Here is a 16,055-nt window from a genome sequence, read left to right on the forward strand (position 1 = left end):
TTTGTCTTTTTTGTCTTATTGTCGACAACTTGACACAGCACTGGGGAGTGTTGTGCCCCCGTGTGAGTTATTCCAATTGATTCAATGCGGCTTGATGAGACGCGTTGACGAGTTCAACCATCATTTCCCCAGCGACCGTATTACTGTTTTGTCTGAGGGCTTCCACCAGGTTTCGCCAATAATTGACGGAGGCTCGTCGGCGTTCTGGAGATCGCAATCCCAGCCGCGTGTAGCGTGCGGTCTGAATCGCCAGTGCCCCCATCAGTTCAGCCAACTGCTTGTTATCGCAAGCCTGGAACAACAAAGTGCTCAGGCGATAACTGCCCTGTGCATACTCATCCAGCGCATCCGATTGCGCCGCGATCAGCTCAAGCCGGGTAACGATGGCATCCATTTGATTGACCACCGACGCATCAGGATCAACCAGGTACTTGGCTACCAAGCCCGCCAACACAGCACGGATCTCGAACAGATTGTCGATCTCCTGCTTGCTCAATGAAGTCACATGCGCACCACGCTGCGGAACGATGGTGATAACACCCACCTTCTCGAGAATGCGCAGGGCCTCGCGAATCGGACCACGGCTGACCTGGAAGTGGTCGGCCAGTTCCTGTTCACGCACGGAGTCACCCGGCCCGTATTCACCCCGCAGGATCGCAAGTGTAATGCTCTCGGCAATCTGCTCCGGCATCGTCAGCACGCGTTGGCGACCCGCGCGCATGACACCTATTGCACTACCGCTCTTGGCGGTCGACGCCGAACCTGCATTCATTGACATAGACTTCAATCGCACTCCATAAGCAAAACATCCTGGCCGTCTTTCACCACCTCGCCCTCGGCAACGAGAACGCTGATGATTCGACCCGACTCTGCGGCCATCAACGGAATTTCCATTTTCATGGACTCCATGATGATCAGCATCTGATCTTCTTCAACGACATCGCCTTCGCGGACATGAATCTGCCACACGGTTCCCGCGACATCCGATTTAACCGCGATTGTACTCATTCTCGCCCCCTCCAAAACACTACTGTTTTCTGAATTCGCCAGGCCTTTGGCTGCCGCACGCTACGCTTTTTCTATCTAGCGTTGCGCAGACGCCCTGGGTGATGACCAGCACATTACTCGATTGTATGATTGTTGACAATCCTACGTTTGAATGTTTTTATCGGTCCAGGCAATTCGAACAACAAGAGGCCCTGAGGCATGTCGCTCACACATAAAGAAGCAAGAAGAATCCTGGAAACGCTGGATCACGCCAGGCATCTGGACTTCCTTGAAGTCCGCATCGGTGACACCACGCTGACAGCGAGCAAGTCCGGCACGGTTCAACGTTCGTTGGAGCCTGTGCAAGGCACCACGCCCGGTAAACCCGCGCAGCCGGCGCCTGCCGTGGTGGCTGCGAGCGAACCTGAAGTCGCCGAAGGTCAGGTCGCCGTCCGGGCGACCATGATGGGCACCTTCTATCGCAAACCCAGTCCTGACCAACCGTCGTTCGTCGAGGAGAACACCACAGTGGAAGCCGGCACACCGCTGTGCCTGGTCGAGGCCATGAAACTCTTCAACACCCTCGCCTCCCCGGTGAAAGGCCGCGTCGTGCGCATCGTCGCCCAGGACCTGCAGATGGTTCAGCGGGACCAGTTATTGATGATTATTGAACCGGAGGCACGCTGATGAGCAGCATTCCCGTAGCAACCCGCGACATCCGCCGGGTACTGATCGCCAACCGTGGCGAAATCGCTGTACGCATCGTGCGTGCCTGCAAAACCCTGGGCATTGAATCAGTCGCGGCCGTCTCCGAAGCCGACCAGGACAGTCTGGCCGCCCGTCTGGCCGACGAATACGTTGTGATTGGTCCGGCGCCGGCAGCGCAAAGTTATCTGTGCGCCGACCTGCTGGTGCGCACCGCGCTGGAACACCGCTGCGACGCCATCCACCCAGGCTATGGCTTCCTTTCCGAACGTTCGCACTTCGCGCAATCCTGCGAAGACGCCGGCATTGTCTTCATCGGGCCATCGGCCGGGATCATTGATTCGATGGGTGACAAAATCACCGCCGTCGGTCTGGCCGAAAAGGCCGAAGTACCACGCGTACCGGGCTCGGATGCCGTGGCCGATGCCGACACCGCTCGCACCATTGCCAGCGAGATTGGCTACCCGGTGCTGTTCAAGGCGACGGCCGGTGGTGGCGGGCGCGGCATGCGCATCGTGCGCAGTGATGAAGAGGCCGAGGCGGCTTTCCGTTCGGCATCGTCGGAAGCACAAGCGGCCTTTGGCGATCCGACGCTGTATGTCGAGAAGTTCATCGAGCTGGCACGCCACATCGAAATCCAGATCATGGGCGACCGCCATGGCAACGTCGTGCATCTGGGCGAGCGCGAGTGTTCGACTCAGCGCCGGCACCAGAAGCTGATTGAAGAAGCGCCCTCCCCCAGCCTTGCACCCCACACCCGCGAGCAAATGGGTGAGTGCGCCGTACGTCTGGCCAAGAATGTCGGCTACTTCGGCGCGGGCACCATCGAATTCGTGGTCGATGACCGCGACGGCAAATTCTACTTCCTGGAAATGAACACCCGTATCCAGGTCGAGCACCCGGTGACAGAGATGATCACCGGGTACGACCTGGTCGCCGAACAGATTCGCATTGCCGCCGGTCTGCCACTGTCGTTCAGCCAGGCCGACGTGAAACTGACCGGCCATGCCATCGAATGCCGGATCAACGCCGAAGACCCGGACCGCAATTTCCTGCCGAGCCCGGGCCTGGTGAGTGAGTGGCTAGCCCCCCAGGGCCCAGGCGTCCGGGTCGACACCCACTGCTTCAGCGGCGCCACCGTGCCACCTTTTTATGACTCCCTGCTGGCCAAACTGATCGTGCATGCGCCGACGCGTGGCGAGGCCATCACGCTGATGCGCAAGGCGCTGGAAGACATGAAGGTCGTGGGGCTGTCGACCACGGCCAGCTTCCATCATGCCGTGCTCGACCACCCGGACTTCGTCGCCGGCCTCGTCACCACGCGCTGGGTAGAAGATGTCTTCGTTCCGGCGCGCAAACTGGCGTTGAAACAAGCCAAGGAGCGCGCATGAACATGACAACACTGGTCGATGTCAGCCTGACCGACGGTCAGACCTGCGCCTGGAATGGTGCCGCCGGCACCGCGATGCTGCTGGGAACGATGAATTCACTGGGCCACGCGCGCCTGGCCGCCATCGAGGTGCTGAGCCCCGCGGTGATCGCGCAATGCATCCAGCGTGATGAGAACCCGCTGCAACGCGTCGCCGCGTTGCGCGAGCGCGCCAATGGCACACCGTTACGCGCCACCGTGAACCTGCTGCCCGCCCATGGCTATCTCGATGTGCTTGCCGGGGAAACGCTGGACACCTGGCTACGGCTGCTCGCCACTTCCGGCGTCAGCGAGGTCGTGCTGATCGATCCGCAGCTGGACCTTTCACGTCTGGGCGACGCCGTGCAGAAGGCGCAGGCCCACGGCCTCAGCGCCATCGCCACCCTGCCCTATATAGACGATCACCAGCATTCCAATGCCTGGTATGCAACCTCTGCCGCACAACTGGCCCAAACCGGTGCACAGCGCATCATGTTGCGTGATGAAGCCGGCTTGCTGCATGTCGATCGCCTGCCCGAGTTACTCGCAGCCCTGCGCAGCGGCGTCGATGGCAAACCGCTGGATCTGCACACACGTTGCCATACCGGCCTCGGCCCGCAGGTCGCTCTGGAAGCGATCCGCCTCGGCATCGACCGCCTCGACGCTGCCCTGCCCGTTGTCGCCAACGGCGCGTCGGCGCCTTCGCTGCCGTTGCTGACTCGCTCGGCCGCGTTGCTCGAACTGCCGCTGCAACCGCCGGATCTGGGCCGTCTCAACGAAGCCCAGGCTCAGCTCGCCGCAGTAGCGGATCAGGAAGGATTTGCCGAAAGCCTGCCTTGGGCCTTCGACCTGGCCCCGTACGAACACCAGCTGCCAGGAGAAATCGCTGCCCAAGCCATGCATGCATTGCGCGAGCGCGGACGCCTGGCCGATCTGTTCGAGTTTTCCCACGAGTGCACGCGCATACGCCAAGAGCTGGGCAATCCGCCGATGCTGCAACCTTTCGCCCAGGCCATTGCACGACAGGCACTCGAACATCTCGATGCCCGTCCACGTTTCGCGACGTTGCAGCCCGCACTGCGACGCTGGTTGCAAGGCTGCTACGGCCCGATCGACACGTCCCTGACCAGCCTGCAAGAACGCATCGGCGCCGTCGCGAACCCCTGCCGTCCGATCAACGTGCCCGCCACAGAAGAGGCGCTGGCGGCGTTGATCTGCGGTTGCCCTGCGCTGCCACCGGTGCAGAAACTTCACTATGAAGTTCGCTCACCCGAGCAAGCCCTGACACACGGGCTGCTGCAACGCTGGCCCGACTACACCGTATTGAGTGTCACAGGCCCCGGCCTGTCCATCCATCTCGAACACAGCAAGGGGTGACATGTGCTGAATCAATTACGCGAAAAAGTAGCTGCGGAGTTTGCTCGTACCGGCAAGCGTCGGCGTATCCAGCTGGTCGATGCCACCCTGCGTGACGCACACCAGTGCCTGTGGGCTACGCGCATGCGCACTGAACACATGCTGCCGATGGCCGAGCGCCTGGATGCCTTGGGTTTTGATGTTGTAGAAGGCATTGCGTTGGTGCAGTTCGACGCCAGCGTGCTGTTCCTCAACCAGAATCCGCTGGAGCGGCTACGCCTGTTATCCGAGCGCATCCGCCGCACGCCGCTGCGTGGTGTGGTGCGCAGCAATATGCTGCGCAGTTTCTACCCCGAACCGGACGACCTGAGCGAACTTTATGTCGAGCGCCTGGTTGCCAACGGTGCTCGCGACATTGGCTTTCTCGACTCCCTGCACTGCTGGGATAACCTGGTGCCGGCGATCACCACCGCAAAACGACTGGGCGCAACAACGACCCTTGCGATGATTTACAACCTGGCGCCAGGCTACGACGCCGAGTTCTACGCCGCCAAGGCACGCGAGGCCATCGAACGCTTCGATATCGACGCATTTACCTTCGGCGACGCCGGCGGCAGCATGACCGTGGAGCAAGTGCGCAGCATTGTGCCGGCGATCAAGGCCGTGATCGGTGATCGGCCGCTGGAAATAATCACCCATTGCCTGAACGCGACCGGTTCGCTGGTTGCGCTGGAAGCAGCCGTTCACGGTGCCGACCGTCTGCTGTGCTCGATCGATCCGCTGGCCAACGGCAATGCCGGACCGTCGGCGCAGATGCTGGCGCGCAACCTGCGCGAGATCGGCTTTGAGGTCAGTTTCGATGACCGTGCGGCAGACGAAATCGGTGACTACCTCGCCGGGATAGCCGAAGAGAACGGCCTCCCCGTAGGCGTCCCGGCGGAATACGACCCGGCTCACTTCGTCACCCAGTACGCCGGGGGCGCCATGACCAATCTGCAATCGCAGCTTCAGCTGGCGGGCATCGCCGACAAGCTGCCGGTGGTGCTCGAGGAAATCGGCCGCATCCGTGTGGAACTCGGGTCGCCGGTGATGGCCACGCCATTCCCCGCCATGATTGCCGCACAAGCGGTGATGAACGTGCTGAGCGGCGAGCGTTACAAAGTGGTACCGGACGAAGTGAAAAAGTACGTGTGCGGTTATTTCGGCGCGCTGCCGCTGCCGGTCGATCCCGACGTCAAGGACCGCGTACTCGTCAACGGTTCCCGCGAAATTTCGACCACGCCGCCGGTGCTGGCACCGAAAGTTCCTGAGCTGCGCCGCCGCTACCCTGGCCTGTCGGATGACGAGTTGCTGCTGCGCGCCATGTACGGCGACGAAAAAATCAGCGGGCTCGCTCCTGTGGTGGTCGACGACACGTTCAGCGTGCGGCGTCCGCTGCACGAACTGATCGCCGGTCTGGCCAGGCACCCGGAACAACGTCATGTGCACATCGCCATGGCCGGTTTCGAATTGCGTTCGCACTGAGGCTGCCATGTCGACTCTCCCTGCACGGCCATTGCCGCAACCCACCACCGAGACGGCCGCCTATTGGGCGGCCGCGCAGGAGCACCAACTGGTAATCCAGCGTTGCGGCAGTTGCGGCCACTGTCAGTTTTACCCGCGAGCGTTCTGCATCGAGTGCCTGTCCGACGGCGTCGAATGGATAAAGGCCAGCGGTCGAGGACGCATCTACACCTACACGGTCTGCCGGATCGCGCCCTCGCCGGCCTTCGAGTCTCGGTTGCCTTATGTCGTTGCCCTGATCGACCTTGATGAAGGCGTGCGCATGCTGACCAACATCCTGGACGCCGACCTCGAGCGCATCACCATCGGCGCCCGCGTCCGCGTCTGTTTCGAATCCGTCAGCGAATCCTGCACGCTGCCCCAGTTCACTCTTTTGGATTAGCCGACACCATGGAAATGATTACCGACCACTTCGATGCCGGCGCCAATCGCCACCCGGACAATGTCTGCCTGCAAGGCACTGGTTTCAGCCTCACCTACGCCGAGGTTCAGGCCGACTCCCATGCCATCGGCCATGCCCTGTCGCTGCTGAACCTGAGTTCGTCCCATGTCGGCGTACTGGCGCCCAATCACCCGCTAAGCTTCGTCGCGATGCTGGGTGCCTTGCGTGCGGGCGCTACGTTCATCCCCCTGAATGCGCGTGATTCGATCGACAGCCTGATCTGGTTCATGAGCTTCACCCGGTTGTCCGTACTGGTGCTGCACTCGCAGTACTTCGAGCATGCCGAACGCATCCGTGCAGGCGTGCCCACGCTGACAACCGTGATCGGTCTGGACGAACCGATCGCCGGGCTGAGTATCGCCGGCTGGTGCCGTGAGCATACTGGCCAGCGCTGCACGGTGCGTAAATCGCTCGACGATACAGCCCTGATCAAGTCATCGGGTGGCACGACCGGTCGGCCCAAAGCAATTATGCAAAGCCATCGGGCGCTGCTGGCCTGCTATCGCATCAGCAATCAGTTCATGCCACCGACGAAAAGTCCGGCGCATCTGGTTGTCGCACCGCTGACCCATGCTGCGGGTGCGACGGCCATGGCGCTGTCGACGTTCGGCACACGCAACGTGATCGCGCCGTCCGCCGACCCGGCCGCCGTGCTCGAAACCATCGAACGGGAGCGCATCACTCACCTGTTCCTGCCGCCGACCCTGATTTATCGACTGCTGTCGCATCCAGATGCCAGGACGCGCGACTGCTCGTCACTTGAATACGTGATCTACGGTGCCGCCCCGATGTCCGTGGACAAACTGCGCGAGGGCATCGCTCTGTGGGGGCCAGTGTTCGTTCAGTGCTACGGCCAATCCGAGGTGCCTGGGGTGATCACGGTGCTGACCCGCGAAGACCACATGCGTGACGGCAAACACCTGGGTTCCGCCGGCCGCCCCACCGGTGCCTGCGAAGTGGCACTGATGGATGAGGAAGGACGCATCGTCGAACCGGGCGAACGCGGTGAAATCGTCGCCCGTGGCGAGTTGGTCGCCCCGGGTTACTACGACAACCCGCAAGCCAACGAAGAGGCACGCCGTTTCGGCTGGCACCACACCGGCGACATCGGCGTGTTCGACGAAGGCGGTTACCTGTACATCGTCGATCGCACCAAGGACATGATCATCTCCGGCGGTTTCAACATCTATCCAAGCGAGATCGAGCAAGTCATCTGGGCGCATCCGGCGGTGATGGATTGCGCAGTGGTCGGCCTCCCCGATGCGGACTGGGGCGAGAAAGTCATCGCCGTCATCGAGCTCAAAGCGGGCGCCAGCGCCACGAGTGAAGAATTCATCGACTTGTGCCGCGAAAAACTCGGCAGCCTGAAAACGCCGAAACAGGTGCTGTTCTGGGAGAGTCTGCCACGCAGCCCGGTCGGCAAGGTGTTGAAAAAAGACGTGCGGGCGCAGTTGATCCCGCAGGAGCCGCAAGCATGACGAACGATCCTTCCCGTCTGGCGGGTCGATACGCCATCGTCGGCGTCGGCGAGGCCGGCCTTGGCAAGGCGCAGCCCGGTGACACCGCACTCTCGCTGCAATGCCGGTCGGCCCGCGACGCCTTGCTGGACGCCGGGCTGACACTGGCCGATGTCGATGGCGTGTTCGCCCATTGGGATGACCGCGCCAATGCGTTGCTGGTGAGCGAGTACCTGGGCATCACACCGCGCTACGTCGACAGCACGGTGGTGGGTGGCGGTTCGCCGCTCACCCATTTGATTCATGCCATGGCCGCGATCGAATCTGGCTTGTGTTCGGTGGCATTGATCACTTACGGCAGCACCCAGCGCCTGGATCACAGCCGCAACCGAGGCGGCGCGATCACCGAGCCGCGCTCCCCGTCGGGCCAGTTCGTGACGCCCTACGGTGTGCTCAGCCCGATCAGCTGGTACGCGATGCTCGCGCAGCAGTATTTGCATCGTTATCAGGCGAGCGCCGAGGACCTCGGCGAGGTTGCGATCAACGCGCGGCGCTGGGCGCAATTGAACCCCCAGGCCACGCTGCGCAAACCACTGACGATGGAGGAGTACCTGGCATCGCCGCTGATCTCGGACCCCTTGCGCAAGGCCGATATTTGCCTGGTCAGCGACGGCGCAGGGGCGTTGATCCTCACCAAAGCCGAGCACGCGCGCACGCTGGCGAAACCACCCGTGTTCATCCGCGGCTTCGCTGATACCTATCGACGTCACGTGACACCCGTCGGCCCGTTCGACTGGCTCGACCCTGACGTTATTGGCGGCTGCGCCGAGCGAGCGCTGCGCATGTCCGGCATCGCGCGCAACGAATTGAGCATGCTCCAGATCTATGACGCCTTCACCATCAACGTGTTGGTATCGCTGGAGGCCATGGGTTTCTGCGCACCCGGCCAGGCAGGCGCGTTTCTGCGCAGCGGCATTGCCGCGCCCGGCGGCGCCTTACCGGTGAATACCTCTGGCGGTGGGCTGGCCTTCAACCACTCCGGTCAGTTCGGCATGCAGTTGATGATCGAATCGGTGCGCCAGCTGCGGGGGGAATGCGGCGAGCGTCAGGTCGCCAATGCTCGCAGCTGTCTGGTCCAGGCCGGAGGGCTTGTGATGTCGGCCTTCATGACCATGGTATTGGCGAAAGAGGCCAGTGATTGATCATGAGGTCGTCGGCTGGCTCGACGCGCTCGGGCTCATCGCGCTGGCGTCCACCGGCCGAGTACCGATCCCTCTGAACCGCCAATCCGCTAGATGAAGTGCCACAACTACTGAAAAGGATGCGTCGCGGCGAAATCGTCGGACGTGCCGTCATCGTTCCCAACGAGACTTACCCATGACTCACGAACACACATCCCCTGAACAAGAACTTCACGCACGCCGCGAACGCACCCTGAAAATGGGCGGCGAGGCCAAGCTTCAGGTGCGCCGCGACGCGGGTGTGCTCAACGCACGTGAACGCCTGGAGGGCCTGTTGGACCCGCAGTCGTTCAGCGAGGTCGGGATGTTGGCGCACTCGGCCCGCCCCGAAGATCGGGACAGCACACCCGCCGACGCCAAGATCACCGGTTTTGGCCGCATCGACTCGCGCCGGGTAGCCGTCGTGTCCAACGACATGACGGTGAAAGGCGCATCGTCCTCTTGGATCAATGCACGCAAGATCGCGTACATGAAGGAATGTGCCACCCGCAACGGCATGCCGCTGATCTTCCTCGGCGAATCGTCGGGCCAGCGCATGCAGGACGCAATGGGCGCAGGCAGCATGGCCGGTGCTGGCCAGGATGCCCAACAATACTGCCGACGTCGCGAAACACCGTGGGTCAGCGCGGTACTCGGCGCCTGTTTTGGCTCGGCGAGCTGGTACTCGTGCCTGTCCGACTTCACGGTAATGCGCAAAGGTGCATTGCTCGCTGTCTCCAGCCCGAAGGTCACTTCGGTTGCGATCGGTGAGTCTTCGGACACGGAAGAACTCGGGGGCTGGCGCATGCACTCGGAAGTCACCGGGCTGGCCGACATGGTGGTCAACAATGACCAGGAAGCACTGACGGCCATCCGGCGTTTTCTCAGCTACCTGCCCTCTCACTCGAATGAGACGCCAGCCGTGCTGCCCTGTGGGCCCGAGGACCGCCCGGATTCGTCGGGACCTGAAACCATCGTCCCGGCGGAGCGCAGTAAAACCTACGACATGCGCAAATTGCTCGCCACGCTGGTCGATCGCGACAGCCTGTTTCCACTCAAGGACCGCTTCGGCCGCTCGGTCGTCACCGCCCTCGCCCGACTTGAAGGCGCCAGCATTGGCATCGTCGCCTCCAACCCGCAATTCAAAGGCGGGGCACTGGACGCCGATGCCTGCCGCAAGGCCACCGGTTTCATCGCCATGTGCGACTCGTTCAACATCCCGTTGGTGTTTCTTGTCGATACTCCCGGTTTCCTCGTGGGCATCGAAGGCGAGAAGCGCGCAGCGCCCGCACACATCATGAACATGATTCACGCCGTGCAACTGTGCTCGGTGCCGAAGCTCTCGGTGATCGTGCGCAAGAGTTTCGGTCAGGCCTATCTGAATTTCGGCGGAGGCCGTAACAGCGACCAGTCGGCCGCCTGGTGCATGGCCGACGTCAGTTTCGTCGACCCCAGCGTTGCGGTCAGCGTCGTGCATGGCGTAACCCGTGAATCCGACCCCGAGCGCTATGCCCAGTTGCACGCTGAATTCTCAAAAGACACGTCGGCCTTTGCCCTGGCCGGTGCAATGGGCACCCACGAGGTGATTGCACCAGGAGAAACCCGGCGCTTTCTCGTCGAAGCATTGGCGGCGCAACGGCGCGTGATCAATAACGGCATCGGGCGCCATGAAATGCGCACGTGGCCGACCTACTTTTGACCGTACAAGCCATTTACTGATCACGGTGGCGGTTCATTCATGCTGAATCACGCCACCTGAAACTCAAGGAGCTGCCATGAATGTCCTGGTTGTGCATGCCCACCCCGAGCCAAAGTCCTTTACCGCCGCATTGCGTGACCAGGCGGTAGAGACCTTGCAAGCTCAGGGGCATCAGGTCCGGGTATCGGACCTGTATGCAATGAACTGGAACCCGGTGGCCAGCGCCGAAGACTTCACCGTCAGGGACAATCCCGAGTACCTGGTCTACGCACTGGAACAACGCTGCAACAGCAAAGAACAGACGCTCGCCGCCGATATCCAGCAAGAGCTGGAAAAGCTGTTGTGGGCCGACCTGCTGATCCTCAATTTCCCGATTTACTGGTTCTCGACACCGGCCATCCTCAAGGGCTGGATTGATCGGGTGCTGGTGTCTGGCATCTGCTACGGCGGCAAGCGTTTCTACGATCAAGGCGGACTGCGCGGCAAAAAAGCGCTGGTGACGGTGACGCTGGGCGGACGTGAGCACATGTTCGGCGAAGGTGCCATCCACGGCCCGTTGGAAGATATGTTGCGCCCACTGCTGCGCGGGACACTGGCCTATGTCGGGCTGGAGGTCTTGCCGCCTTTCGTTGGCTGGCATGTGCCGTACATCAACGACTCGGCTCGGCAGCAATTGTTGGAAAACTATCGCCAACGATTGGAAAATATCGGTGAAGACCAGCCGATGCAGTATCCGCGGCTGGATCAGTTCGATGACCGTCTCTATCCGCTTGCCTGACACTCTCGTCGCAGGGGTCGCTGGAGAGAGAGAACGGCCAGGGAATTTCGTATACCCTATCCCCATCTCACTGCAAACGACCGCCGACGTGAACCTACCCAAACTCAACGCTCCCGACCTTGGCAATACGCCTTCGACCTCGGAAATCATCACCCGCCACCTGCGGGATGCGATTGTCGCCGGGCATTTTGCCGAGGATGAACCGATTCGCCAGGACGACATTGCCCGGCAGTTCAACGTCAGCAAAATCCCGGTGCGCGAGGCGCTCAAGCGGCTGGAGGCCGAAGGGCTGGTGATGTTCCAGCGTAATCGCGGAGCGATGGTCACGCGGATTTCCGATGCGGAACTGGCGCAGATGTTCGAAGTGCGCATGTTGCTGGAAGACAAGGTGTTGCGCCTGGCCATTCCCAACATGACCGAAGAAACCTTCGCCCGTGCCGAGCGTATCTGCCAGGAATTCATCGGCGAAGACGACGTCGGGCGCTGGGCCGAGCTCAACTGGGAGCTGCATTCCTGCCTTTACGAGCCGGCGCAGCGGCCGTTTCTGGTGAGTCTGATTCGTTCGGTCAACGACAAACTGGAGCGCTACCTGCGCATGCAGATGAGCCTGTCCGCCGGCAAGGAGCGCGCCGATCACGAGCACCGCGAAATCCTCGCGGCCTGCCGTGCCGGGGATGTGGACCTGGCGGTGAAGCTGCTGGATGAGCACATTGCCGGGGTCTGCAAAACCCTGTTCGAGCACCTGCCCCACGCTCACTGATTGCTGCGGGCACTGTGCCGATTTCGTCATCGGCACCGGTTAAATCCATCAAGCCGCCACCCGACCCCACGGGCCACTCTAGCGTTCACTCAACCGAATGGACGTGGCCCTCCCATGAAACACATCTCCGTCATCGACTCCCACACCGGCGGCGAACCGACGCGTCTGGTGACCGCCGGTTTTCCTGATCTGGGCCGCGGTAGCATGGCTGAACGGCGCAAAATCCTCGCCGAACAGCATGACCAATGGCGTGCAGCGTGCGTGCTCGAACCGCGCGGCAGTGATGTGCTGGTGGGCGCCCTGCTCTGCGAACCGGTTGACCCGAGCGCCTGTGCCGGGGTGATTTTCTTCAACAACAGCGGCTACCTGGGCATGTGCGGCCACGGCACCATCGGCCTGGTGGCGTCGCTCGCGCACATGGGCAAGATCGGGCCTGGCGTGCACAGCATCGAAACGCCGGTGGGCACGGTTCAGGCCACCCTGCATGAGGACCATTCGGTCAGCGTGCGCAATGTCCCCGCTTATCGTTATCGCAAGGACCTGACAGTGCAGGTGCCGGGGATCGGTCCGGTGACCGGCGATGTCGCGTGGGGCGGCAACTGGTTTTTCCTGATCGCCGACCACGGCCTGCGGGTAGCGGGCGACAACCTTGAGACGCTGACCGCTTACACCTACGCCGTACAACAGGCGCTGGAAACCCAGGGTATTCGCGGTGAAGATGGCGGCCTGATCGACCATGTCGAGCTGTTCGCCGATGACGATCACGCCGACAGCCGCAACTTCGTGCTCTGCCCCGGCAAGGCCTACGACCGTTCCCCGTGCGGCACCGGCACCAGCGCCAAATTGGCGTGCATGGCGGCTGACGATAAGTTGCAGCCAGGGCAGATCTGGCGCCAGGCCAGTGTGATTGGCAGCGAATTCGAAGGCTCGTTCGAATGGCAAGGTGAGCGCATCATCCCGACCATTCGTGGCCGCGCGTTCATCAGTGCCGAAGCGCGCTTGATCATTGAACAGGACGATCCTTTCGCCTGGGGCATTCGCCCATGATTGAGGGGCGTGTGGCCGATGTGATCGTCATCGGCGCCGGCATCATCGGCGCGGCGTGCGCCCAAGCGCTGGCGCGGCGCGGCTTGCAGGTGCTGGTGCTCGATGCCGGCCTGCACAACGCGACAGCGGCGGGCATGGGCCACTTGCTGGTGCTCGACGACAACCCGGCCGAACTGGCCCTGAGTGATTACTCCCTGCAACGCTGGCGCGAGCTCGGGCCGGGCTTGCCCGACGGTTGCGCTTACCGCAACAACGGCACGCTCTGGCTGGCCGCCAACGCCGAGGAAATGGCGGTGGCCCAGAGCAAATTTCTGAACCTGCAAGCTCAGGGGATCGACTGCGAACTGATGGGTGCCGGTGCCTTGCGCCAGCGTGAACCGGAGCTGCGCGAAGGCCTGGAAGGCGGACTGCTGATCAAGGGGGACGGCATTCTGTACGCGCCCGCCACGGCCAACTGGATGCTCGAAACTCCAAACATCCGCCAGCGCCGGGCACGCGTCGCGGAGGTCGATGGCCATCGGGTACGCCTCGATGACGGCCACTGGTTGAGTGCCGACGCCGTGGTGTTGGCCAACGGCACGCAGGCCAATCAACTGTGCCCCGAGTTGCCCATCGAGCCGAAAAAAGGTCACCTGCTGATCACCGACCGCTACCCCGCCGTTGTCACTCACACGCTGGTGGAACTGGGTTACGTCACCAGCGCCCATAACGCCAAAGGCCCGTCGGTGGCCTGCAATATTCAACCGCGTCCGACCGGGCAATTGTTCATTGGCGCTTCGCGGCAATTCGGCACGACCGACCCGCAGGTCGAAGGCTGGATGCTCGCGAAGATGCTCAAGCGTGCGGCCGGCTATATGCCGGGGCTGGCCCAATTGAATGGCATCCGCGCCTGGACCGGGTTTCGTGCCGCCAGCCCCGACGGTTTGCCGCTGGTAGGTCAGCACCCGCAACGCCAGGGCTTGTGGCTGGCGGTCGGGCATGAAGGACTGGGCGTGACCACCGCGCCCGGCACCGCGGATTTGCTGGTCGCGCAACTGTTCAACGAAACCCCGCCACTGGCCGCGCAACCCTACCTGCCCCAGCGTTTCCTCGGAGAACCGGTGTATGCCTGAATTGATGCTCGACGGACATGCCCTGACGGTCGCCGACGGCACCAGCGTCGCCGCAGCCTTGGCGCTCGGCGGTAACGGTTGCAGTCGCACCTCGGTCAGCGGACAACGCCGCGCCCCGCTGTGCGGCATGGGCATTTGCCAGGAATGCCGGGTGACCATCGACGGTCGCCGTCGCCTCGCGTGCCAGACCCTGTGCCGTGACGGCATGCAGGTGGAGACCCAGCCATGAACGAATACGCCGACCTGTTGATCATCGGTGCCGGCCCCGCCGGGATGGCCGCCGCATTGGCCGCGGCCCCCAGTGGCGCGCGCATTGTCATGCTCGACGACAATCCGTTTGCAGGCGGGCAAATCTGGCGCGACGGCCCTCAAGCCAGCCTCCCCGCTCAGGCCCGTCAGCTACGCGAGCGCTTGCAGTCCCACGGCAATATTCGCCATCACAGCGGAACCCGGGTGATCGCCAATCCCGGCCCGAAACAACTGTTGGTCGAAGACGACGAAAATGGCTGGCTGATCAGCTATGACAAATTGATCCTGTGCACCGGTGCCCGCGAATTGCTGCTGCCCTTCCCCGGCTGGACGTTGCCCGGGGTGACCGGGGCCGGGGGTTTGCAGGCACTGATCAAATCCGGACTGTCAGTGCGCGATGAGCGTGTGGTGATCGCCGGAAGCGGGCCACTGTTATTGGCCAGTGCGGCAACCGCCACCAAACACGGGGCCACGGTGCTGCGCATCGCCGAGCAAGCGTCGTTAACGTCGGTCGCCGGTTTCGCTGCGCAACTGCCGCGTTGGCCGGCGAAATGGCTGCAATCGTTCAACCTGTTCAACCGGCATTACCGGGCAGGCACTCATGTCCTGGCCGCCCTTGGCACCCACCGACTCGAAGGCGTGCGCCTGCAACAGCAAGGCAAAATCGTCGAACTGGAATGTGATCGGCTGGCCTGTGGGTTCGGCCTGATCCCGAATATCCAATTGGGCCAGGCATTGGGTTACGCCATCGAAGGACAGGCGTTGAAGGTGAATGCGTGGCAGGCCAGCAGCCGCGCTGACCATTACGCAGCGGGCGAATGCACTGGGTTCGGCGGCAGCGAACTGGCCCTGGCGGAAGGCGCGATTGCCGGCCATAGCGCCGTGGGTGAAGTTGAGCAGGCGCGCCAATGGTGGCCACGCCGGGCACGCTGGCAGGGTTTCGCCAAGGCATTGAATCAGGCCTTCGCCCTCGACCCGCAACTCAAATCCCTGGCCCGCCCCGACACCCTGGTTTGTCGCTGTGAAGACGTGCCCTACGCCGCCCTGACCGAACACAGCGACTGGCGCACGGCCAAGCTCGCCAGCCGTTGTGGCATGGGCGCCTGTCAGGGGCGAGTGTGCGGTGCTGCAGTTGGGCACTTGTTTGGCTGGCAACCTTCGGCGTCGCGCCCACCGTACAGCCCGGCACGAATCGAGACGTTGATGTGCCTGGATGACACGCCGCCCGCGTGATGAACGAGACCGGGGTTTCGGTCATGCGACCGAGCCTCT

The 16,055-nt window shown here is 62.4% G+C and carries 16 protein-coding genes; 14 read left to right on the plus strand and 2 right to left on the minus strand.

Annotation, left to right across the window (positions count from 1 at the left end; all coding sequences use genetic code 11):
- Positions 1-67: 67 nt before the first annotated feature.
- Together BK660_RS03610 and BK660_RS03615 are read right to left on the minus strand one after the other, a co-directional pair.
- Complete coding sequence (locus tag BK660_RS03610; RefSeq protein WP_123432116.1) at positions 68-778, minus strand: GntR family transcriptional regulator; 711 nt, start codon at positions 776-778, stop codon at positions 68-70.
- A 5-nt stretch (positions 779-783) separates the two neighbouring features.
- Positions 784-1,008, minus strand: a complete 225-nt coding sequence (locus tag BK660_RS03615) for an acyl-CoA carboxylase biotin carboxyl carrier protein subunit (RefSeq protein ID WP_221178636.1) — start codon at positions 1,006-1,008, stop codon at positions 784-786.
- 198 nt (positions 1,009-1,206) lie between these two features.
- On the opposite strand from BK660_RS03615, the gene BK660_RS03620 reads away from it, so the two are divergent.
- The 14 genes from BK660_RS03620 (at position 1,207) to BK660_RS03685 (ending at position 16,016) form a co-directional block, all read left to right on the plus strand.
- Positions 1,207-1,674 (plus strand): acetyl-CoA carboxylase biotin carboxyl carrier protein, encoded by a 468-nt coding sequence (locus BK660_RS03620; RefSeq protein WP_123432117.1) that lies wholly within the window; start codon positions 1,207-1,209, stop codon positions 1,672-1,674.
- The gene (gene accC / locus BK660_RS03625) at positions 1,674-3,083 is read left to right on the plus strand and encodes an acetyl-CoA carboxylase biotin carboxylase subunit (RefSeq protein ID WP_123432118.1); all 1,410 of its coding nucleotides are present in this window, start codon (positions 1,674-1,676) and stop codon (positions 3,081-3,083) included. Before BK660_RS03620 ends, accC begins: the two co-directional genes overlap by 1 nt.
- Positions 3,080-4,477, plus strand: coding sequence for an acetyl-CoA carboxylase biotin carboxylase subunit family protein (locus tag BK660_RS03630; RefSeq protein ID WP_123432119.1), 1,398 nt, complete (start codon positions 3,080-3,082; stop codon positions 4,475-4,477). Before accC ends, BK660_RS03630 begins: the two co-directional genes overlap by 4 nt.
- 3 nt (positions 4,478-4,480) lie before the next feature.
- Entirely contained in the window at positions 4,481-5,980 is a 1,500-nt protein-coding gene (locus BK660_RS03635; RefSeq protein WP_123432120.1) for a carboxylase, read from the plus strand.
- Between the two features lie 7 nt (positions 5,981-5,987).
- A complete protein-coding gene (locus BK660_RS03640) occupies positions 5,988-6,401 on the plus strand; it encodes a Zn-ribbon domain-containing OB-fold protein (RefSeq protein WP_123432121.1) in 414 nt (137 codons plus the stop codon).
- 8 nt (positions 6,402-6,409) lie between these two features.
- Positions 6,410-7,939 carry an AMP-binding protein gene (locus tag BK660_RS03645; RefSeq protein WP_123432122.1) on the plus strand — a complete coding sequence of 510 codons (1,530 nt, stop codon included), beginning with the start codon at positions 6,410-6,412 and terminating at the stop codon, positions 7,937-7,939.
- Positions 7,936-9,120 (plus strand): thiolase C-terminal domain-containing protein, encoded by a 1,185-nt coding sequence (locus tag BK660_RS03650; RefSeq protein WP_123432123.1) that lies wholly within the window; start codon positions 7,936-7,938, stop codon positions 9,118-9,120. The genes BK660_RS03645 and BK660_RS03650 overlap by 4 nt, the downstream gene beginning before the upstream one ends.
- A 175-nt stretch (positions 9,121-9,295) precedes the next feature.
- On the plus strand, positions 9,296-10,837 hold the full coding sequence (locus BK660_RS03655) for an acyl-CoA carboxylase subunit beta (RefSeq protein ID WP_123432124.1): 1,542 nt from the start codon (positions 9,296-9,298) through the stop codon (positions 10,835-10,837).
- A 76-nt stretch (positions 10,838-10,913) separates the two neighbouring features.
- On the plus strand, positions 10,914-11,615 hold the full coding sequence (locus tag BK660_RS03660) for an NAD(P)H-dependent oxidoreductase (RefSeq protein WP_123432125.1): 702 nt from the start codon (positions 10,914-10,916) through the stop codon (positions 11,613-11,615).
- An 88-nt stretch (positions 11,616-11,703) separates the two neighbouring features.
- Positions 11,704-12,375, plus strand: coding sequence for a GntR family transcriptional regulator (locus BK660_RS03665; protein WP_027924781.1), 672 nt, complete (start codon positions 11,704-11,706; stop codon positions 12,373-12,375).
- A gap of 114 nt (positions 12,376-12,489) precedes the next feature.
- Positions 12,490-13,422, plus strand: coding sequence for a 4-hydroxyproline epimerase (locus tag BK660_RS03670; RefSeq protein WP_123432126.1), 933 nt, complete (start codon positions 12,490-12,492; stop codon positions 13,420-13,422).
- Positions 13,419-14,534: an NAD(P)/FAD-dependent oxidoreductase gene (locus BK660_RS03675; protein WP_123432127.1), complete on the plus strand. Its 1,116-nt coding sequence runs from the start codon at positions 13,419-13,421 to the stop codon at positions 14,532-14,534. Before BK660_RS03670 ends, BK660_RS03675 begins: the two co-directional genes overlap by 4 nt.
- Entirely contained in the window at positions 14,527-14,763 is a 237-nt protein-coding gene (locus BK660_RS03680; protein ID WP_027924784.1) for a (2Fe-2S)-binding protein, read from the plus strand. Before BK660_RS03675 ends, BK660_RS03680 begins: the two co-directional genes overlap by 8 nt.
- Positions 14,760-16,016 carry an NAD(P)/FAD-dependent oxidoreductase gene (locus tag BK660_RS03685; protein ID WP_123432128.1) on the plus strand — a complete coding sequence of 419 codons (1,257 nt, stop codon included), beginning with the start codon at positions 14,760-14,762 and terminating at the stop codon, positions 16,014-16,016. Before BK660_RS03680 ends, BK660_RS03685 begins: the two co-directional genes overlap by 4 nt.
- The last annotated feature ends 39 nt before the right edge of the window (positions 16,017-16,055 follow it).

It is taken from the genome of Pseudomonas brassicacearum (assembly GCF_003732265.1).
GTDB lineage: Bacteria > Pseudomonadota > Gammaproteobacteria > Pseudomonadales > Pseudomonadaceae > Aquipseudomonas > Aquipseudomonas brassicacearum_D.

Coding starts and splice junctions, on each gene's coding strand:
- BK660_RS03610 (WP_123432116.1), bottom strand. CDS start 778: ATGTCAATGAATGCAGGTTCGGCGTCGACCGCCAAGAGCGGTAGTGCA.
- BK660_RS03615 (WP_221178636.1), bottom strand. CDS start 1,008: ATGAGTACAATCGCGGTTAAATCGGATGTCGCGGGAACCGTGTGGCAG.
- BK660_RS03620 (WP_123432117.1), top strand. CDS start 1,207: ATGTCGCTCACACATAAAGAAGCAAGAAGAATCCTGGAAACGCTGGAT.
- accC (WP_123432118.1), top strand. CDS start 1,674: ATGAGCAGCATTCCCGTAGCAACCCGCGACATCCGCCGGGTACTGATC.
- BK660_RS03630 (WP_123432119.1), top strand. CDS start 3,080: ATGAACATGACAACACTGGTCGATGTCAGCCTGACCGACGGTCAGACC.
- BK660_RS03640 (WP_123432121.1), top strand. CDS start 5,988: ATGTCGACTCTCCCTGCACGGCCATTGCCGCAACCCACCACCGAGACG.
- BK660_RS03645 (WP_123432122.1), top strand. CDS start 6,410: ATGGAAATGATTACCGACCACTTCGATGCCGGCGCCAATCGCCACCCG.
- BK660_RS03650 (WP_123432123.1), top strand. CDS start 7,936: ATGACGAACGATCCTTCCCGTCTGGCGGGTCGATACGCCATCGTCGGC.
- BK660_RS03655 (WP_123432124.1), top strand. CDS start 9,296: ATGACTCACGAACACACATCCCCTGAACAAGAACTTCACGCACGCCGC.
- BK660_RS03660 (WP_123432125.1), top strand. CDS start 10,914: ATGAATGTCCTGGTTGTGCATGCCCACCCCGAGCCAAAGTCCTTTACC.
- BK660_RS03670 (WP_123432126.1), top strand. CDS start 12,490: ATGAAACACATCTCCGTCATCGACTCCCACACCGGCGGCGAACCGACG.
- BK660_RS03675 (WP_123432127.1), top strand. CDS start 13,419: ATGATTGAGGGGCGTGTGGCCGATGTGATCGTCATCGGCGCCGGCATC.
- BK660_RS03680 (WP_027924784.1), top strand. CDS start 14,527: ATGCCTGAATTGATGCTCGACGGACATGCCCTGACGGTCGCCGACGGC.
- BK660_RS03685 (WP_123432128.1), top strand. CDS start 14,760: ATGAACGAATACGCCGACCTGTTGATCATCGGTGCCGGCCCCGCCGGG.